General features: G+C 59.1%; 16 protein-coding genes and 1 pseudogene. 10 read left to right on the forward strand and 7 right to left on the reverse strand.

What is annotated here, in order from left to right; all coding sequences use genetic code 11:
• Nucleotides 1-53 precede the first annotated feature (53 nt).
• Nucleotides 54-4,061 (forward strand): Pls/PosA family non-ribosomal peptide synthetase, encoded by a 4,008-nt coding sequence (locus ACUTJJ_RS09305; RefSeq protein WP_445541958.1) that lies wholly within the window; start codon nt 54-56, stop codon nt 4,059-4,061.
• Entirely contained in the window at nt 4,058-4,708 is a 651-nt protein-coding gene (locus ACUTJJ_RS09310; protein ID WP_445541959.1) for a 4'-phosphopantetheinyl transferase family protein, read from the forward strand. The genes ACUTJJ_RS09305 and ACUTJJ_RS09310 overlap by 4 nt, the downstream gene beginning before the upstream one ends.
• Before the next feature lie 8 nt (nt 4,709-4,716).
• Here ACUTJJ_RS09310 and ACUTJJ_RS09315 read toward each other — a convergent pair whose 3' ends face one another.
• From ACUTJJ_RS09315 to ACUTJJ_RS09340, 6 genes are all read right to left on the reverse strand, one after another.
• Nucleotides 4,717-5,220 (reverse strand): cupin domain-containing protein, encoded by a 504-nt coding sequence (locus ACUTJJ_RS09315; protein WP_445541960.1) that lies wholly within the window; start codon nt 5,218-5,220, stop codon nt 4,717-4,719.
• A 146-nt stretch (nt 5,221-5,366) separates the two neighbouring features.
• Nucleotides 5,367-7,376, reverse strand: coding sequence for a hypothetical protein (locus tag ACUTJJ_RS09320; protein WP_445541961.1), 2,010 nt, complete (start codon nt 7,374-7,376; stop codon nt 5,367-5,369).
• Nucleotides 7,377-7,522: 146 nt separating this feature from the next.
• Nucleotides 7,523-8,416, reverse strand: coding sequence for a DMT family transporter (locus ACUTJJ_RS09325; RefSeq protein WP_445541962.1), 894 nt, complete (start codon nt 8,414-8,416; stop codon nt 7,523-7,525).
• A 137-nt stretch (nt 8,417-8,553) separates the two neighbouring features.
• Complete coding sequence (locus ACUTJJ_RS09330; RefSeq protein WP_209089805.1) at nt 8,554-8,958, reverse strand: hypothetical protein; 405 nt, start codon at nt 8,956-8,958, stop codon at nt 8,554-8,556.
• A 45-nt stretch (nt 8,959-9,003) separates the two neighbouring features.
• Nucleotides 9,004-9,222: a hypothetical protein gene (locus ACUTJJ_RS09335; protein ID WP_063950150.1), complete on the reverse strand. Its 219-nt coding sequence runs from the start codon at nt 9,220-9,222 to the stop codon at nt 9,004-9,006.
• Nucleotides 9,223-9,377: 155 nt separating this feature from the next.
• Nucleotides 9,378-9,833, reverse strand: a complete 456-nt coding sequence (locus ACUTJJ_RS09340; RefSeq protein WP_144578013.1) for a pyridoxamine 5'-phosphate oxidase family protein — start codon at nt 9,831-9,833, stop codon at nt 9,378-9,380.
• Between ACUTJJ_RS09340 and ACUTJJ_RS09345 the strand changes: the two genes are divergently transcribed.
• On the forward strand, nt 9,784-10,164 hold the full coding sequence (locus tag ACUTJJ_RS09345; RefSeq protein ID WP_209091992.1) for a hypothetical protein: 381 nt from the start codon (nt 9,784-9,786) through the stop codon (nt 10,162-10,164). The genes ACUTJJ_RS09340 and ACUTJJ_RS09345 overlap by 50 nt on opposite strands.
• Nucleotides 10,165-10,280: 116 nt before the next feature.
• A pseudogene (locus tag ACUTJJ_RS09350) lies at nt 10,281-10,451 on the forward strand (acyl-CoA dehydrogenase); the annotation flags it as partial.
• On the opposite strand, the gene ACUTJJ_RS09355 reads toward ACUTJJ_RS09350, so the two are convergent.
• Complete coding sequence (locus ACUTJJ_RS09355) at nt 10,448-10,840, reverse strand: winged helix-turn-helix transcriptional regulator (RefSeq protein ID WP_445541963.1); 393 nt, start codon at nt 10,838-10,840, stop codon at nt 10,448-10,450. The pseudogene ACUTJJ_RS09350 and the gene ACUTJJ_RS09355 sit on opposite strands and share 4 nt — an antisense overlap.
• Nucleotides 10,841-10,921: 81 nt before the next feature.
• Here ACUTJJ_RS09355 and ACUTJJ_RS09360 point away from each other — a divergent pair, with 81 nt between their 5' ends.
• From ACUTJJ_RS09360 to ACUTJJ_RS09385, 6 genes are all read left to right on the forward strand, one after another.
• Nucleotides 10,922-11,653: an SDR family NAD(P)-dependent oxidoreductase gene (locus tag ACUTJJ_RS09360; protein WP_445541977.1), complete on the forward strand. Its 732-nt coding sequence runs from the start codon at nt 10,922-10,924 to the stop codon at nt 11,651-11,653.
• 425 nt (nt 11,654-12,078) lie between these two features.
• Nucleotides 12,079-13,341, forward strand: coding sequence for a RhtX/FptX family siderophore transporter (locus ACUTJJ_RS09365; RefSeq protein WP_209089803.1), 1,263 nt, complete (start codon nt 12,079-12,081; stop codon nt 13,339-13,341).
• 41 nt (nt 13,342-13,382) lie between these two features.
• Entirely contained in the window at nt 13,383-14,738 is a 1,356-nt protein-coding gene (locus tag ACUTJJ_RS09370; protein WP_445541964.1) for a diaminobutyrate--2-oxoglutarate transaminase, read from the forward strand.
• The gene (locus tag ACUTJJ_RS09375) at nt 14,735-16,219 is read left to right on the forward strand and encodes a pyridoxal phosphate-dependent decarboxylase family protein (protein ID WP_445541965.1); all 1,485 of its coding nucleotides are present in this window, start codon (nt 14,735-14,737) and stop codon (nt 16,217-16,219) included. The genes ACUTJJ_RS09370 and ACUTJJ_RS09375 overlap by 4 nt, the downstream gene beginning before the upstream one ends.
• Nucleotides 16,206-17,960: an IucA/IucC family protein gene (locus ACUTJJ_RS09380; protein WP_209089800.1), complete on the forward strand. Its 1,755-nt coding sequence runs from the start codon at nt 16,206-16,208 to the stop codon at nt 17,958-17,960. The genes ACUTJJ_RS09375 and ACUTJJ_RS09380 overlap by 14 nt, the downstream gene beginning before the upstream one ends.
• A complete protein-coding gene (locus ACUTJJ_RS09385) occupies nt 17,953-18,543 on the forward strand; it encodes a GNAT family N-acetyltransferase (RefSeq protein ID WP_209089799.1) in 591 nt (196 codons plus the stop codon). Before ACUTJJ_RS09380 ends, ACUTJJ_RS09385 begins: the two co-directional genes overlap by 8 nt.

Here is an 18,543-nt window from a genome sequence, read left to right on the forward strand (position 1 = left end):
ATCATGTATAGCGGCATCAGTTTTACATGCCTGGTGACACTATGGATCGGAATGTGACCGCCGAAAGGCAGTTGGAACTTACGGTATTTGCGCCGATTGCGCCTTCTCTTCCAATCCGAGAGGATGAGCCTTATGCCCGCGACGAGATGCTGCACGAAATATTCGAGCAGACAGCGAGGCGTTACCAAAACAAGTGCGCAGTCCGACTGCTCGGGAATGACCCCGAAAACAGCCGCCGCAAAGAACTGACCTACGGACAGCTTGCCGAGCGCGCCGTCCGGTTTGCGAGGCAGCTGCATTCGATGGGCGTCAAGCGTGGTGATCGTGTCGTCATCTGCCTGCCGCGCGGCCTCGATCAATATATGGCCATTCTCGGCACGCTTTGGGCCGGCGCGTGCTACGTGCCCGTCGACTGGACCTATCCGCAGGATCGTATCGATTTCATTGCCGAAGATAGCGGCGCGAAGCTAATCGTTACGGATGCCGAGCGCGCGGGCGGCATGCGGGTCACGACCCTTGTCGTCAACGAGACGCTTGGCGATCTTGCCGCTCAGGACGCCGTGCCAATTACCCGCGCCGAAAGCGGCGCGACGCCTGATGATCTCGCCTATATCATCTATACATCTGGAACCACCGGGCGCCCGAAGGGAGTGATGATCTCCCATTGCAGCGCCTGCCACTTCCTGCGGTCCGAAGGCGCAATCCTTGCTATCGAAGACAGCGACCGGGTGTTCGGCGGCTTCAGCATCGCTTTCGACATGTCCATCGAAACCATGTGGAGTGCATTTGCCGCCGGGGCAGAGCTGCTTGTCGCGACCGAGGCGCTTCACAAAGCTGGCCCGGATGTGGCGATCACCCTTGCGGAAGAAGGGGTTACCGTCTGGCATGTCGTGCCGTCGCTCTTTACCCTCGTTGAGACGCAGATACCGACATTACGGATTGTGAACCTGGGTGGCGAAGCCTGCCCGCCTGATCTGGTCGACCGTTGGGCGCGTCCCGGTCTTCGTATCCTCAACACCTATGGCCCGACCGAAACGACTGTCACGGCAACCTGGACGGAGGTGCAGCCCGGCCGCCGCGTAACGATAGGCCGGCCGCTGCCGGGCTATACCGCCTGGATCGTCGATGACAAACTCTGGCCAGTCAATGCCGGTGCCGAAGGCGAACTCGTCATCGGCGGGCCTGGGCTCAGTGGCGGTTATGTGAACCGGCCGGACCTGACGGCCGACAAATTCGTGACAACGCCTTTTAACGGGCCGGACGGCCGCCCCGCCCGAATTTACCGATCCGGCGACCTTGTACGTCTCGATGCCGTCGGTGACATCGAGTTCATGGGCCGTATCGATACGCAGGTAAAAATTCGCGGTTTCCGTGTCGAACTCGCAGAAATTGAAGCAGTCATTGCCGAGGATGCGTCCGTCGCCCAGGCGGTCGTCCACCTCTTCCGCGACAACGACGGATCGGAGCTTTTGGCTGCATTCCTTGTTGCGCGCGGCAGTGCCGCAGTCGACATCGAAGCCGCGCGCAAACGGGTGAATGACCGTTTGCCCAATTATATGCGGCCGGCCGCCTACCAGGTGCTGGATGCCCTGCCGACACTGCCGGCCTCTGGCAAGGTGGATCGCAAAGCGCTGCAGCGTCCTGTGGTCGTTTCCGTTTCCGACCGCGAGATGGTCGCTCCCGAAACGCCGCTCGAAATGCAGCTTCATGGCATCTGGTCGGAAGCTTTCGCCCCGCAGAAAGTATCGGTGGTGGACGATCTATTCGAGGATTTGGGTGGCCATTCCCTTAAAGCCGCCCGCCTGGCATCGGCGATCCGCAAATGTCCCGGCCTTTCCGGCGTTTCCATTCAGGACCTTTATGCCGCGCCGACTATCCGTCTGCTTGCCGAACGGCTGCGGGACCGCGTCATAGCCGAGAGCGTGGTGCAGGAACCGTTCCACCGGGTCAGCCAGTCCCAGAAACGCCTATGCTGGGCGCTTCAGACACTTGCCCTCATCCCCATTTACGCTGTGGCGGGCCTGCAATGGTTCTTCCCCTATCTCGCCTATACCTATCTGGTCGAAGACTTCGGGCGCGTCTCAGCGCTGCTTCTTGGCGGCCTGAGTTTCATTTTCATTCCGCCCCTGGGTATGTTGTTTGCCATTCTCGTCAAATGGCTGATCATTGGCCGTTATCGGTCGGGCGACTATCCGCTCTGGAGCAGTTACTATCTGCGCTGGTGGTTCGTCAGGCGCCTTTCAGACATCATAGCCACGCCTTATCTCAGCGGCACGCCGATGATCCGTTTTTATTATCGGTTGCTTGGCGCCAGGATCGGTCGTCGTGCCTTCATCGGAACCGTCAACATCGACACGGCCGATCTCGTCAGCATTGGCGATGACGCCATTGTCAGCGATTACGCGATGTTGGCAACAAGTTCGGTCGAACGCGGGCTGCTCCGCATCGGTCCGGTATCAATCGGCAACAGCGCCTTTATCGGGACGATGTCGGTGGTGGGACGCAATGGGGCAGTTGGCGACGCTGCAGCACTCGATGATCTTTCGTCCCTGCCGATGAACCAGTCGATCCCGGCGGGGCAAAGCTGGAGCGGCTCCCCCGCTAAATGTATCGCGACCGGACGTGTTCCAAAGCGGGATGAGGAGGCGGGCTTCCTGCGCCGGTTCCTCGTAGGTTTTGGCCTTTTCGTTGCCGCCGCCGTTCTTCCGCTCGTTGCGATCCTGCCGATCGCGCCGGGTCTGATTGCGATGATCGAAATCGACTGGAATACGGACGGGTATTCCTACCTGTTGATTTCGCCGGTCCTGGCGCTCACCTATATCGTCCTCATGTGCGTTCTGACGGTCGCTGCCAAGCGGCTGATCCTCGGGTCGGTGCGACCGGGGCGCTACTCGATCCACAGCTGGTTCTACCTGCGGTTCTGGTTTGTCCAGCAGGTGAACGATCTCGCATTGGCACTGCTTCATCCGATCTACGCCACGCTTTACGTCATTCCCTGGTACCGGGCGCTTGGCGTGCGGATCGGCAAGCGCGCCGAAATCTCCACCGCCGCGAAGATCGTTCCCGACCTCGTCGATATCGGGCCGGAAAGCTTCATCGCCGATGCGGTTGTCTTCGGCGCGGCGCGCCATGAGCCAGGCATTATCGAACTTGCGAATACGCGCATCGGGCGTCGATCCTTCATCGGCAACTCGGCGCTTTTGCCAACGGGCGCAACCATTGCCGATGGCGTTCTGATCGGCGTCCTGTCCAAGCCCCCGGCAGATGGTGGCGCCGAGAAGCCCGATGGGACGTGGTTCGGCTCCCCGCCGATTTCGCTCCCCGTGCGACAGGCCGTTGGCCTGTTCGATGAGGGTGCGCGCTTCAATCCCGGACCGCGCCTCGTTGCGATGCGCCTTGCGATCGAGGCGATCCGCGTGATCCTGCCGCTGACATTGTTCCTGGCGTTCTTCAGCCTGCTGTTCTCCATCGTCGGTGATATCCAGGATTTTGACGACAGTCATTGGTTGATCGCAGCAGTTTTCCCTTTCCTCTATATCGGGTTTGCTGTCGCCTGCGGCTTGTCTGTCGTCGGCCTTAAATGGCTGGTAATGGGGCGTTACAAGCCGACGACAAAGCCGCTCTGGAGCACCTTCGTGTGGCGGACGGAACTTGTGACAGCAACCTACGAGAACCTTGCAGTACCGAACCTGCTCCAGCCGCTGCGTGGAACGCCTTGGCTCGCCTTTTATCTCCGCCTTCTCGGCTGCAAGATCGGTCGGGACTGCTTTATCGACACGACCGACATCACCGAACATGATCTTGTACGGATCGGCGATGAGGTCGCGCTCAACGAATATTCCGGCTTGCAGACACACCTGTTCGAGGATCGCGTCATGAAAGTCAGCGGCGTGGCGGTTGCTGACCGTGCCGTCATCGGTTCTTATGCCATCGTGCTTTACGATGCCGAGATCGGCGAGGATGCCCAGCTCGGCGATCTCTCTGTCGTCATGAAAGGCGAGACGCTGCCGGCCGGAACATCTTGGGAAGGGTCTCCGGCGCAGCTCGTGCGGAATGCATGAGCGGCATTATCTGGCATTCGGGAGATGGCGGTTCGCTGAAGCAGGCGGGCGATCAGGGGCTCGTCTGGCACTTCCGTCTCGATGAGGTTGCGACGGAGCGTATGGCGGGCGGGGCAACGCTGTCTCGCTCCGATTTCGAAGATCTCGCATCTCGACCGGATGCTGGGGTGCGCGGCCTTCGCCGACGCCTGGTGAAGGTTCTTCTTGCGCGCGCGTCAGGTTTGCACCCGGACGAAATCATTGTCGGCAGGACGCAATTTGGCGGGCCGCACGTCTTTCATCCGACCGGATGGCATATGAGTGTTGGGGGACGCTTTCCACATTGCCTGATCGGCCTCAGCCGTGCGCCAATCGGCGTCGATATCGAGCCGCTCGATGCCGAGCCGCCACCTGACGACAGCTTTACGGACGCGGAGGCGGTCGAGCTTCATGGTGGCGCGCGAACGTTCCTTCTTTCCCGCTGGGCAGCAAAGGAGGCGCACGCAAAATGTCTCGGTATCGCATCGCGCATCGAGGCGGTTGAGATTGAAACACGTCTCTATGAAGGCAGGTTAAGCGCCGTCTCGAGTTACGGCGCGACAGAGGTCTTTTGGCGGGTGGAGGGGGAGGCTGTACAGGCCGCCGCCATTCTTCAGCCTGACGCGTAGCTCCGTCTTCAACGCCACATCGTCGTGAGGCCGCCGACCGCGCCATGCACCGGGTCGGTCTCGGGCTTCGGCAGTGACTTGATCGCCGCCAGCATGTCGTCGTCAGGCGAAGACGTCTGGATGTCCGCTTCCTGGCCGGGTGGATAGGCGCCGACGACCTGGAAGTCGGCGGAAGCCTTCAACCTCTTGTGGCCGGTTCCGGCTGGCAGAATCAGGCAGTCTCCCTGCTTGACGTCCACCGCCTCACCCTTTGGTCCGCCAATCTGCAATGTCGCTTCGCCACGCCCGACGCCCAAAACTTCGTGCGCTTTCGAGTGGTAGTGGTGGTAGTCAAACACGCCATTGCGCCAGATGCCGGTCCACCCGTTGCGGGAGAACAGCGCCTCAAATCCCGCGGAGTCGAGAGCCGGTCCGACGCCCTGATAGATCACTACCGAAAATCTCCCGTTGTTGGGGACTTGCTCGCTCGGGCGGAATGTTAATTCTTGGGTCTTCAAGGGACTGATCCTCATGCCTATGACCGCCGTGACCGTCAGCGGATACGACCGTCATAATCCCTGCACGCGCGGGGAAGTTCCCTGCCCACGACTTTCTGATCATGCAGAAAAGGTGGTCTCAAGCCCGACAGGTCGAGCTTGAGACGTTTGGCATGGTCGGATTATTCGGCTGTTGCCTGAATATCCACCTTGTCGAGAAGTAGCATCGGATTATCAGAGGCCGCGATCAGGTCGAACATGCCGAGGCCGTTTGCACCTGTGGATTTCACGGTCACCGTCAACGTCCCGGGCTTGCTGATAAATTTGACGAGCGCGTCCACGGCATTTTGCAGCTTTGGCTGGTCGGCGGCCAGTTGTGGCAGCATCATGCCGGCAACCAGCGTGAGCATTGCCCGCACCTGATCTTCCGACATGTTGTTTTCGAGCGCGTAGAGTTTGATCGCCTTCGCCACCAAGCCTTCGTCCTTGACGGTCAATGTCAGCTCGCGGCCGGCCAGACCGAAGAGAGCCGCCTGGGCGCGATTGATATCGAAGGAGAAAAACTCCTCCGTAAAGCCGCTTGCCAGACCCGAGAACTTGATGCTGCCGATATCCTTGCTGCTAAGCGAGATGTCGCGGATCACGAGATTGCTGTTCGGCTCGTCCCAGCCCGCGGAAAGCCCATAAGAAACTGCGAGCGTTTCAAGACCAAGCTTGCGGGCCTGAACGAAAATGTCTTCTTGCGAGTCCGCTGGAACGGGAAGCGTCAGGTCTTCCTGCCTGATCTCGATGTCGGTCGGAATTCCGTTGTAGGGCTTCGTCAGTCCCATATCGAAATTCTTGAGCGAGAGCTTGATGCGCTCAGGCTTGGGGGGAGCCTCTTCATCGGGATTTTCCGGCGCGGCGAAATCGACGTTGATACCACCCAGATGCATCCGGCCGAATTCCGGTATCAGGCGGTTGAAGGCAAAGGTCTCCATCTCGCTCTCGTCAAGCCCGACGATGTCGGACATTCCGTTGAGCGTAGAGCTCCAGTCGAAACCTGTCAGGCTCGCTTCGGCGACTTCCATCTTTCCGTCTTCATCGCCGATCGACATGCCTTTCACGCCGATGTCGAGCTTGCGGCTATCCATCTTCATGTCCATGCGGTCGATGGTGGCCTTGAGCCTTTTGCCAGCGGCGCCTTCTTTTTCGTCTGGCACGTCGATCTTGAAGCCGATCAGCTGGATGTTGCTGTTGCCGATCATGTCGATGATCGACACGGCCTTGGCGAAGAGCGCCTGACGCGCCTGCGGCGACAACTCGTCAGGGTTTTGAGTTGCCGTCAGCGCTTTCAAGGTCTCCGAGAGCGGCTCTGCCGGCATGCGAGCTGTGAAACCGTCGCTGCGGATTTCGTCGTAGCTGAAATGAGCGGTCCCATCGGTGAGGGTCACGGCGCGGATGGAAAGCGGGCCATAGAGCGGCTTTGCTTCCTTGTCCTCAGGGCCGGCCTTTTCCGTGTAGAACCGGGCGAGATAAGCGACGTCGATGCTTTCGCCCGCTATAGTGCCGGTGGAGGCCACGATGTGGCTGTCTTTCATCGCGCCTTCTGCGTCGGGCAGCTTCATCTTGATGTCGTAGCTGCCGCTCTCGATGGAATAATGGCCAATGCGGCCGCCTGCGATGTCCGAAAGCGCGAGGTTCTTGTAAACGGTCGTCTGCTCGGTGGTCGCGACAGACTGGGTAAACGTCAGCGCGGGGGTGGAAATACGCGTCGCGCCGAAGCGCTCGAGGCGCCGGGGCAACGAGTTGCTGTCTCCGCCGGCCGGCGCCGGCTGAGGCCTTTCGAACACCGCGTTCTCGATGCGCGCATCGTCCATCGAGATTTTCCCGGTCGGCACCTCGATGTCGATCGATTTCACATCAAGCGCCCCATCCAGAAACGGCAGCTTCGGGCGTCCGTCGATGGAGGCAATCTTGATGTTTTTGCCGTCTTCCAGCGGCAGCGTCAGGTCGCGAACATGGATTTTACCAAGAAAATCGACCTCCACGGAGGCGGCCTTCGCGCCGGCGCGGGCAACGACTTCCTTCACCTTTGTTTCCAAAAAGATCTTGCCGCCGATGACGCCGGTGGCGGCCACCGCAATGATTGCAACCGCCGCCCAAAGCGCCTTGCGCCGAGCCTTTCCAGGTTGGGTAGTTTCCTGTTCCACGACGTGGCCCTCTCTCACGAACTGATCATATTGCGCACCTTTTAAGCACGCGGAGGTTGCTTATCAAGTGGTCGCTTGAATGCTTGTCAGGAGCCGAAATATCGCCGTGGTTTCGGCGCTCCCCAGGCGGTTCTGCAGTGTTTTGGCTATTTCCAGAACATCAGCGCCATCCCGGCCACGACCAGCGCAGCGCCGGCCCAGGCGCCGGGCGCCGGTACTTCGCGTGTTTTCAGCCAGAGCAGCGGCAGGATGATCACGGGTGTCGTCGCCGATAGTGTCGAAACGATCCCGACCTTTCCGCCGGAAAGGGCAAAAAGAAGCAGCGTCATGCCGAAGGCCAGAGCAATGAGGCCCGTGGCCGCCGTCTGCAGGAACAGGGCCGGGGTTAGCCTCGTCTTCGGTTTAACGGCTTGGATTGGCAGACTGGTCAGAGCGGTGAGGCAGATCGCCGCTATGCCGACGCGTAGCATGGAGGCCGCCAGAGGGTCGATCCCGGTCGCCATGACAGGCCTTGCGATCAGCGATCCCACCGCCTGGCTGAGCGCGGCGAGGAGCCCTAGAAGCACGCCGATCCAAAGCGGCCCTTTGACGTTTTCCCATTCGTGCAGCTGTGCCTTACGCTTGCCGAAAAGAATAGCGAGCAGAACGCCGCTCAGCGTCAGGCCGATACCCGCAATGGCCTTTCCGGAAAGCTGTTCGCCAAGCACGAGCCATCCCAGCAGCGCGGCCATCGGGGCGTTCAGCGCAAACAAAATCCCCGACCGACGCGGACCAACGCGATTGAGGCAGGTGAAAAGCAGCGTGTCACCGACAAAAATGCCGATGAAACCGGACAGGAGAAGCGACCATAGTGCCTCGGGCTGAAGCTCCCGCCAGCTGCCCGAAGCAAGTACATACACCCCGAGCAGGGCAGCGACGAAAAGCTGGCGCGTCCTGCTGAAGGCGAGCGCGCCCAGCCGACCCGCAGGGCCCGCCGAAAGCATGCCAGTCATCGCCCAGCATGTTGCCGCACCCAAGGCGGCCAGTTCATAAATCGGCATGGTCCCCCCAACCGCTTCCAGGCCGATTTCAGGCCAAAGGCACAATTCGTCCGGCACTCATGGCAGATTCTGGCACTTCCTGCCACACCATAAGCGCGGTCCACGGCGTGCGGTCGGGCGGCTCGGTGCTTCGTGGGTCAGGCGCCCTTGATGATGTTGCAGATCCCCTCACGGATGACGTTCTTATCCGCGATCTGCCCTGCCTGAATATTGAAGACGGCGTCAATCCTCACGCTGGCGCCTTTCTGCCGGGCCACGACCCGCAAGGTCTGGATTCTGCCGCTGCCACTCGTTTCCTGATGTGCGTCGATAGCGGACAGTTCCTTGTTGATCTGGATACCGGAAAAGCCTTCCGCCGCCACGGCCTGTGCGAGCTTTTGCAGCACCGCCGGAGCCTTGGCCTTGGGCAGCTCCTGCCATGATTTGTAGGAAACGGCCGTGACCATCGGTACGCCTGAAACGGAGAAGTTTTTCTCGCAGGATGCCGCAAGGACAGGGCTTGAGAACGCAATCAGGGCGAGGGCTGCGATAAGTGATTTCATTGAATCTATCCAATTGCTGGTGAAGGTTTATCGGCTGTTGCCGCGTTAAAACGACGATCGCTTTCCTCGGTACGCTGCGGGTGGCGGGAGCGCCTCATGGGCTTGCGCCAGCGTTTCAAGCCATGTGGCAAGGCCCTCGGGCACGATCTCATTGCCGGCTTCCAACGCCTCAATCCACGAAAGCTCGCATTGCAAGGCAGAGGCAATGTTGATCGGCGTCCAGCGGATCACCCGCAGGCATTGATTAAACCGTTCCGGCGACATGATGATTGGTCGTTCCTCGTCGTTTTCGCGAAGCTCACTCACACTGACACGAGAGTCAATCCTTTTCTGCAACCTTTGATCGCCGACGCGAGTTCTTGGGTTGCATTCACCTTGAGGGCATGACGTTCCGGATGTGTTTGCAACGCCGGCTCGCGTCACACGGCTCCAATCGTTGCCGCATCGCTGGATCGTTCTATGACGCCGCTTTCGTCGCCATCCCAGAACTTGATTGTATGCGCCGACACTTTGATAAGAAGAAGATGTGGCGTATCCGTTCCCTGTGGAAACCATCTGTCGAGTTCATTTACCCAATGGGCCTCGAACTCGGCCTTGTCTCGAATTAAGCTCGCCTGGCCGTCAACGGAGATGAATATCCCCGGCTTTCCCAGAATGCTGGGCGGCGCGGAAAACGTCAGTGTGACCGTAGAATCCCGCTCGATTTCCGCGACCTTAGCGGTGTCTTCATACGAAAAGAACCAAGAGTCGCCGTCATATTCCACATCGCCATTATTGCTCATCGGCCGAGTATTAATTCGCCCAGCTGCACCTTTGGTGTTAAACATGCAAAAGTCTATCTTGCTCAGTTTCTTAGAGAGCTCATCCATCGTCATTTGCAACTCCTCGCTTTCGACCGACGAATTTCAACCCTCACCGCGGTTTGAAGTTCCGCGAGCTGGGAAAGATCGTCAAAAAGCCCAATGGACGATAGGGAGAAAACAGGTTCAACCGGTGAGACGGCATGAGATATTAACGCTTTTCATCGACTGGCCGGTGAGCCTCGTGGAGGAAGGGATCGACTTTCCCTTGCGTATCGTCCATCCGCAAGGGCGCCACGCTCCAGCAAAACTTCGCGCATTCGTCGACATGGCTGCGGCCAGCCTGCGCGAGAACCGCCTTCTCAATCAGCCCTTTAATATCACCAAACGAAGCCTGAACGTTTGAGCGAACTGCCTCCGTCCGCCGCGCAGTAGCGTAAGCTGAAGCGTTTGACGCGAAGATCCTCACCCGAGTTGTCGACATAGGCCGCAAAAAGGTTGTGCCCGGCGGACGCGAGGTTGGTGGGCGTGACGGATCTCGCGCTGGAGCTCGGCGGCAATCGGGGCTTACGGCGTGAGCACAATCTTGAGTGTCACCATCGCGATGCCATCACCGCAAGGGCGCACGGACTACAGAGCCATATGATCCGCAAGATCCTCGGCCGACAGAGCATCAATGCTTCATCCGGTTAGCGCTGCTTACGTGTGGTGTCATACTGTAGAATCGCCGCCTCGATCTTGGCACCGTTGGCGGCGGCCCATAGGCACAATGCTTCAAAGGGCTCCCGCAACGAGTGCCCTAGCGGCGTGATCGCGTATTCAACTCCAATTGGCTGCGTGGGAAGGACTGTTCTGGTGACAAGTCCGTTTCGCTCCAGCCGCTTTAACGCGTCGGCTAAGGCCTTGTGAGTGATACCATCGAGGCGGCGCTTGATTTCGTTGAAGCGCGAGGGTTTGGGACAAATCACTGTCAGGATCAGAATTGTCCATTTGTCCGCAATTTTATCCAGAACCGGGCGAGCCAGCGGCATGTCGCAAAGTGCGCGATGAGAGAGGGTTTCGAGGTCGGTATACTCATCCATATCTAGGCTATTCCAGGTGCGTAATTGATATCAGATATCCAGCGTATATCATGAGTGGATCAACGAGTGAAAGGCTTTACGATGGATAGAATGAATAACAAAGTTGCTCTGGTGGTCGGTGGTGCAAAAGGGATTGGTCTGGCGATTGCAAGGCTTCTTTCTGAGGAAGGGGCCCGTGTCTTTCTCACCAGCCGGAGGGGAGAGGATGCCGACAACGCAGCCGCGAGAATTGGCAACGGCACGATTGGACTTCGGGCTGACGCAGGCTCACCGGAAGACATGGTCGCTGCTGTCGACGCTGTCCGCAGGGCATATGGCCGCATCGACGGACTGGTCTTGAATGCGGGTTTATCCGAACACTCGCAGATAGCCGAGATAACCACGGAGCATTTTGACCGCCATTTCGACGTCAACGTCCGGGGGATGGTGTTCGGCTTCCAGGCGGCTCTGCCCGCCATGACGGAGGGCGGTTCGGTGGTGCTTGTCGGGTCCATCGCCGGGACCGCAGGCTATAAAGGTTACGGAACCTATGCCGCCACGAAAGCAGCGGTTCGTTCTTATGCGCGAACCTGGACAGCAGAACTCACCCCGAAGGGTATCCGGGTGAACGTTGTTGCGCCCGGACCCACAGATACGGAGATGATGGCTGCTGTCGCGGAAGAGACGCGAGCGGAAATTGTTGCACCAATTCCGATGGGACGTATGGCGCAGCCTTCAGAAGTTGCCGCAGCCGCTTTGTTTTTGTTGAGCGACGACGCGAGCTACATTGCCGGTGCCGAACTATGCGTCGACGGCGGCTTACGACAGGTTTAACGCGCCGCCGAAACCTTTCCCGGGTGTCAGATGAGTAAAGGTGCTCAATGACATCCGGGTTTGCGAAAGAATAATTCTATCGCCCTGCTTAGGTGTCTTAGAGCAATGCGCCGCGGATCGCCAAACCGGCGGCCGCAACGCTTCTGAGCCTACCATCCTGAGCCCCAAGGACCATAGTAGTTTTTGGAAGTCGTCACTCATCATTGGTAGCCTGCCTCAGGATCGACCTTTCCGCGGAATTTGGACGCGCCACAGCCCGTTCGTAATTGTCTTAAACGGGTTCGCTCATATCCAAGCATTTTCTTAAAGCTGAGATAAAGATGAGAGAAATACTCCTCTTTAACTTCTTCAGAACAGCCGGGCGCTGGTAGCGCTGAGAACCTAACGCGGGTGGCGGTGTTCTGGAATATCAGTGCGGATCTTGCATGGTTAAAATCAACGACGCGATCTCCGGTGACGCGGGCCGGACACCCACCTTCCAGTGGTCGTTGATGTATGTGCTAGGGGGGCTTTATCTCGCTCAGGGCATACCCACCTATCTGCTCTTGGTGGCGCTGCCGCCGATCATGCGGGAGAGCGGTGCATCACGTACGGCCATCGGGCTGTTCTCTTTGCTGATGCTGCCGCTGATCCTGAAATTTGCGGTCGCGCCACTTGTAGATCGTTGGTCTCCATTTCCCAGACTTGGTCATCGCCGCGGCTGGGTGATCCCAACGCAGCTCCTTGTGAGCGCCGGGATCGCGTCCATGGCACTGGTAGAGCCAAGCGACGCCGCAATTTTGTTTGCGATCTGCATATCGATTACACTTGTCTCCTCCATGCAGGATATCGCAACGGACGGTTACGCCGTCAGGCACCTGACCGACAGGAACCGCTCTTTCGGCAACGCGGTGCAGGCAGGGGCTGTTGCGCTCGGCGTCATCATTGGTGGGACGGCGGCGCTCGTGGTGTTCCATATCGCGGGATGGCGCACGATGATCCTTCTGGTCGCCGTGCTGTCGCTGCTGCCCCTCTTGGCCGCTTTGGCGATGCAGCCGGAGGAAACCACAGGTAAAGAGACCAAGCGTGCCAGTCTCGCCCGTTTTTTCCGTCGCCCGAATGCCTGGCTGATCCTTGGTTTTGCGCTGACATACAGGGCAAGCGAAGGTCTCGTGCGGGGTATGGAAGGCACTTATCTGGTTGACAGCAAGGTGCCGACCGACTGGATCGGGTACCTCTCGGGAGGAGCGGCCGCAACGGCGGGTCTGATGGGTGTTGCTATCGCTGCGCTGATTATCCGCAAGGTGGGCCTCACAGCAACGCTTATCCTGTTGGGTGGCCTTAGAACCCTCTGCTTTTTCGCCTTTGCGCTCAATGCCTTCGGTGTATGGCCCGGCATGTGGGTGGCGATGTCGGCTTCGGCATTTCAGACCCTGATCCGGTACATGGAACTGGTTGCCATCTATTCCTTCTTCATGAAGAACTCATCGGATGATCAGCCGGGAACGGATTTCACCATCCTCACCTGCGCGGAACTCATCGTTTACATGGCGGGAGCCTCTGCAGCAGGTTTTGTTGCGGACCGTATGGGATACCCATCGCTGTTTTCGACTGCAGCCATGCTGTCACTCGCCGGAATGGGGCTGTCGGTCTGGTTCCTTCGACGCATCGGCCGCTGTCCGAAGGCACCTGTTATGGCAGGTGCCTGATACGGACGCGAATCCACAACAATTCCATTGGAGTTGATATCATGGACCCGTTCCCACGGCACGATAACGATTTTTACCTCAAGCGTCAGGCACGCCGCGAATCCAATGCGCGCAGCTATCCGCGGCGGTTTCCCCTTGCGCTGAAATCAGCGTCCGGTTGCCTCGTCACAGATGTTGAGGGACGCACCTATCTCGATTGCCTCGCCGGTGCCGGGACGCTTGCACTCGGGCATAATCACCCGGAAGTCATTGCCAGCCTTCAGGACGTGCTGGCCTCCGGCCTCCCGCTGCACACACTCGATCTTGTGACCCCCGTTAAAGACAAGTTCGTTTCCGATATCTTCGAAACATTACCCGCCGGAATGCGAGAAGAGGCCAAAATCCAGTTCTGCTCACCGAGCGGGACGGATGCGGTGGAAGCGGCGATCAAACTTGCCAAGACCGCAACGGGGCGCACGGATGTCGTCGCCTTTCGGGGCGCCTATCACGGCATGTCACAGGGATCGCTGTCGCTGATGGGGTCGCTCGGACCGAAGGCGGCCATCGGCCAACTGGTGCCGGGAACACATTTCTTTCCGTACCCCTATGCGTTTCGATGCCCCTTCGGACGGGGCGGCGACGAAACAGCGACGCTTGCGGCAGAGTATTTCGAAAAGGCGCTGCGCGACCCCGAAGGTGGGATCAACCTTCCGGCGGCGGTTATCCTTGAGGCCGTTCAGGGCGAGGGTGGTGTTATTCCGGCGCCGGCCGGATGGCTGCGGAAAATTCGCGCCGTTACCCGTGAACTCGGGATACCGCTGATCCTCGATGAGGTGCAGAGCGGCGTCGGTCGCACAGGCACTTTCTATGCCTTCCAGAAGGCCGGTATCGTGCCTGACATCATCGTGCTTTCCAAGGCGATTGGCGGCGGGTTGCCAATGGCGGTGATGATTTATCGCGATGGCCTCGATCTCTGGAAACCCGGCGCACATGCCGGGACGTTCCGCGGCAACCAGCTGGCCATGGCAGCCGGATCGAAAACCCTTGAAATCATCAAGCGCGATGGGCTCGTGGAGCGGGCAGCAATTGCCGGTCGCAGGCTGCGGGCCAATCTGGAACGCGTTCAGAGCCATACGCCCTATATCGGCGAGGTTCGCGGCGAAGGTCTGATGCTCGGCGTGGAAGTCATCGACCCCACGCGCAATCCTGACAGCCTGGGCCATCCACCGCATGGCGGCGATATCGCCAGGGCGATCCAGAGCGCGGCATTTCGCGACGGTCTGATCCTGGAAACCGGTGGTCGCCATGGCAGCGTTCTGCGGCTTCTTCCACCGCTGACCATTTCCGACGCCGAGATCGATCAGGCCTCCGATATCCTGTCCGACGCTTTCCTGCGCCTTGGACGCAACGCCGCATGAATGTTACCCTGCTACACAGTAAACAGGTCGACGTGGCAGAGGACGCGTTGTCCACCGCGATCCTTGGCCCAGGGGACCCCGCGCTCAGGGCTTATCGTCAGGCGATGATGACCGCGGTAACGATGATCACCGAAAACGCCATCCGGGCTGACATTCACTCCGGTGTCGAAGCCGACGATATCCGCGGCTTCCTGGCGACGCTTGATGTCTGCCCGAACCGGGGAACCGGCGTTTCCGCGGCGCTTGAGCATATCGGCGTTCCGGCTGTGCGGCATGCGCTGGACGTGGGCAATCCCGCCACCATGGCACATCTCCATTGCCCAGTGGCGATTCCGGCTCTCGCAGCGGAAGTGCTGATTTCCGCCACAAACCAGTCCCTCGATTCCTGGGACCAGTCACCATTCGCGACGCTGGTCGAGGAACGGGTACTTTCTTGGCTGACAGGTTTTATGGGATTGCCAGAAACGGCAGGTGGAAGTTTCACCAGCGGTGGTAGTCAGTCCAACATGACAGCCCTCTATCTTGCAGCAGAGAAGCAGGGGCTCGCGGTTCGGCGGAACGGTGTCATCTTCACCTCGGAACAGTCGCATTTCAGTATCCAGAAAAGCGCCTCCCTTCTCGGTTTCGCGAAGGACGCGGTCCTGACCATTGCGACGGATGACGAAGGCCGCATGTCAGTTCCCGCCCTCCAACGGGCAATCGCTGAAACGGCTGCACAGGGACGGCCGCTGGTTGCTGTGGTGGCGACGGCGGGCACAACAGACCTCGGCGCGATCGACCCGCTGGAGGGTATCGCCGATATAGCGAAGGAACACGGCTTATGGCTCCATGTGGATGCGGCCTACGGCGTGGGACTTCTGTTTTCAAACTATCGCCATCGCCTTCGTGGAATAGAGCGGGCTGATTCGATCGCGCTGGATTTTCACAAGATGCTGTTCCAGCCGATCAGCTGTGGCGCCCTGCTTCTTGGTGAGCGCATCCACTTTTCGCCGCTCGCGACGAAGGCAGATTACCTTAATCCCGAAGTGTCTATTTTCGGTGATGTCCCCAACTACGTGGAGTCGTCGGTGCAGACGACCCGCCGCAGCGACGCACTGAAGGTGCTTATGACGTTACGCTCTATCGGGCTTGACGGTCTCGACGAGCTGATCTCGAAGACGCTCGACAATACGAAGGCAGCAGCCGGGGCTGTGCGAATGCGTGATTATCTTCATCTTGCGCAGGAGCCGGAATTGTCGACGGTGCTTTTTCGTTATGTTTCGCCACATGGGCCGGAGCGTTCCGACGAAGTGACGCTTGCCGTTCGCGCTAAACTTTTTCGAAAGGGCATTGCTGCTCTTGCTACCACCGTTCTTAGCGGACGGGTCCATTTTAAACTGACGCTTCTTAATCCCCATTCCACACCCGACGTCATTGGCCGCGTTCTGGACGCGGTTGGAGAGATGGCGCGCGAACTGGAGAACGACCATGTATGCCCGTAAAGCCGCAACCCTTGCGCTTCGATCCTTGCTCAATTGCGTGGCTCGCGAATATACCGAGCATTGCATATGGGGGCACGACAGTGGCAGACAAAAGCTGACGCTGGATTTTCCCGATAACGGCGGCAGCCTTAGGGTGCCGATACTCTATCGCTCCGCGACGGGCCATCATCTCTTCGGCGAGCCGCTGGTGCTGAGCGATGACGCCGGTACGAACACGATCAGCCCGGAACGTGCGATCGACATCATCGTCGAGCGCGTCGAGGCTACTGCCAGCGAAGAGGGACGCAAAGATCTTCTGGCTCGCACCCATTCCAGCCGTTTGTTGGTGGAGGCTGCGCTTCACGCGCGCGAGAATGATCTTTCCGAGCTTATTGGCGACCATGTCTCCTTCATCGAAGCGGAGCAGGGACTGATTGCCGGTCACGGAATACACCCTTGCCCTAAAAGTCGCGAAGGCATGACAGAAGAGGAGGGCAGACGCTACTCGCCCGAATTTGCCGCAAGCTTTCCGCTGCGCTGGTTCGCCGTTGCACGGGACGTTTATCACACAGGCCATTCAGATGGGTCGGCCGCTGCCGAAGAGTGGCTTGATGCCGTGGACGGCGAAACGTTGGCTGCTCTGCGTACCAGCCTGCCCAAGGGTGACTTCGCGTTCTTGCCGGTACATCCCTGGCAGGCGGACGCCATGCTCAAACAGGCGGATGTGGCAGCCCTGGTAGCCGCCGGTAAAATCGTGGACTGCGGCGAGGCGGGCAAACCATGGTTTCCTACCTCCTCCGTGCGCACGCTCTACCGGCCGGATGCACCCTTTATGTTGAAACTATCGCTCGGTATCGGCATCACCAATTCGGTGAGGGTCAACCTTGCCCGCGAACTGCTCCGGGGCGATGACATGTATCGCTTCCGGGCAAGCCATTTGTGGCAGGACCTGAAATCGGATTATCCGGGCCTGAATTTCATGCCGGACCCTGCCTATGTGGGTGTTTCGGTCAATGGCGGCGTGATCGACGGTCTTTCCGCCACGATGCGTGAAAATCCGTTCCATGATGACGACGTTGGCCGCAACGTCAGTCTGCTCGCCGCCTTATGCGAGCACCTGCCGGAACGTGGCAGCAGGTTGGGTGCGTTGATCCGCAGGCGGGCGGAAATGGAGGGCCGCCCGGTGGCAGCGGTCGCTGCGGACTGGTTCTCACGGTTCCTGACGGTTTTCGTGACGCCGGTATTTGCTCTTTACCTGCGTCATGGCATTGCCATTGAAGCCCATCAACAGAACATGTTGCTCGAAATTGCCGATGGTTATCCCGTTGCCGCGTTCTATCGCGATAACCAGGGTTTCTTCCACCACGAGCGCGGCCATCTGGCGCTGAATGCTGCTATTCCGGGCATTGGGGTCCGCAGCGAGTCCGTCTTCGGCGAGGAGCCGGTCGATGAGCGCATCCTCTATTACGCCTTCATCAATTCCGTTCTCGGCATGGTCGGGGCTCTGGGCCGTGAGGGCCTGATCGAGGAAGAGGCCTTGATTTCGCAGTTGCGCGCAGCGCTTGTCAAACTCAACGCTGAAGAAGGCGGACAGTCCCGTCTGGTGGAAAAGATGCTGGCGCCCGTTTTGCAGTGCAAGGCCAATCTCAAGACGCGGCTTGCGCAGATGGATGAACTGGTGGGGCCGCTGGAAACGCAATCGGTCTATCTGCAAATCGACAATCCACTGTTTCAGCATGCGCGGGCGCAGGCTCATGGATAACCTGACCACGACTGGCGCCGGCTTTGCCTATTCCCGATACGATCCGGATATCGGCAAGACGATCAGCTTCAGGCTGCTGGACAAGGGGCGCGACCTTGACCTGTTGTGGCGCTGGATGAACCAGGGCCATGTCGTGCCGCAATGGAAGATGGCGAAGCCGAAAGAGCATATTGCCGCCTATATCGACGCCAATCTGGCTGACCCGCATCAGGATCCGTATATCGGCTTCATCGATGGCACACCGATGAGCTATTGGGAGGCCTATTGGGCCAAGGACGATATTCTCGGCCGCCATTATGCCGCTGCCGACAAGGATCGCGGCTGGCACATGCTGGTGGGAGAGCCTTCCTTTTTTGGGCGAGGCATCGCGCCTGCGGTGATCCGTGCGTTTACGCGTTTCCTTTTTCTCGATGATCCCGCCACGGAAAAGGTCGTGGGTGAGCCGAGCGTCGAGGCGCGGCGTTTGCTGCGTTATGCGCCGGTTTGCGCCTTCGAGGAGCAGGGGGAAATCGACCTGCCAGATAAACGCGCCAAACTGATGTTCTGCCATCGACAGCGCTTCATCGAACAATTTGGACTATGA

Source organism: Agrobacterium sp. DKPNP3 (genome assembly GCF_052686535.1).

What these genes read in the sequence shown, in the direction of transcription:
- ACUTJJ_RS09310 (WP_445541959.1), top strand. Translation starts at nt 4,058, where the DNA reads ATGAGCGGCATTATCTGGCATTCGGGAGATGGCGGTTCGCTGAAGCAG.
- ACUTJJ_RS09315 (WP_445541960.1), bottom strand. Translation starts at nt 5,220, where the DNA reads ATGAGGATCAGTCCCTTGAAGACCCAAGAATTAACATTCCGCCCGAGC.
- ACUTJJ_RS09325 (WP_445541962.1), bottom strand. Translation starts at nt 8,416, where the DNA reads ATGCCGATTTATGAACTGGCCGCCTTGGGTGCGGCAACATGCTGGGCG.
- ACUTJJ_RS09330 (WP_209089805.1), bottom strand. Translation starts at nt 8,958, where the DNA reads ATGAAATCACTTATCGCAGCCCTCGCCCTGATTGCGTTCTCAAGCCCT.
- ACUTJJ_RS09335 (WP_063950150.1), bottom strand. Translation starts at nt 9,222, where the DNA reads ATGTCGCCGGAACGGTTTAATCAATGCCTGCGGGTGATCCGCTGGACG.
- ACUTJJ_RS09345 (WP_209091992.1), top strand. Translation starts at nt 9,784, where the DNA reads ATGCAAAAGTCTATCTTGCTCAGTTTCTTAGAGAGCTCATCCATCGTC.
- ACUTJJ_RS09340 (WP_144578013.1), bottom strand. Translation starts at nt 9,833, where the DNA reads ATGACGATGGATGAGCTCTCTAAGAAACTGAGCAAGATAGACTTTTGC.
- ACUTJJ_RS09355 (WP_445541963.1), bottom strand. Translation starts at nt 10,840, where the DNA reads ATGGATGAGTATACCGACCTCGAAACCCTCTCTCATCGCGCACTTTGC.
- ACUTJJ_RS09360 (WP_445541977.1), top strand. Translation starts at nt 10,922, where the DNA reads ATGGATAGAATGAATAACAAAGTTGCTCTGGTGGTCGGTGGTGCAAAA.
- ACUTJJ_RS09365 (WP_209089803.1), top strand. Translation starts at nt 12,079, where the DNA reads ATGGTTAAAATCAACGACGCGATCTCCGGTGACGCGGGCCGGACACCC.
- ACUTJJ_RS09370 (WP_445541964.1), top strand. Translation starts at nt 13,383, where the DNA reads ATGGACCCGTTCCCACGGCACGATAACGATTTTTACCTCAAGCGTCAG.
- ACUTJJ_RS09375 (WP_445541965.1), top strand. Translation starts at nt 14,735, where the DNA reads ATGAATGTTACCCTGCTACACAGTAAACAGGTCGACGTGGCAGAGGAC.
- ACUTJJ_RS09380 (WP_209089800.1), top strand. Translation starts at nt 16,206, where the DNA reads ATGTATGCCCGTAAAGCCGCAACCCTTGCGCTTCGATCCTTGCTCAAT.
- ACUTJJ_RS09385 (WP_209089799.1), top strand. Translation starts at nt 17,953, where the DNA reads ATGGATAACCTGACCACGACTGGCGCCGGCTTTGCCTATTCCCGATAC.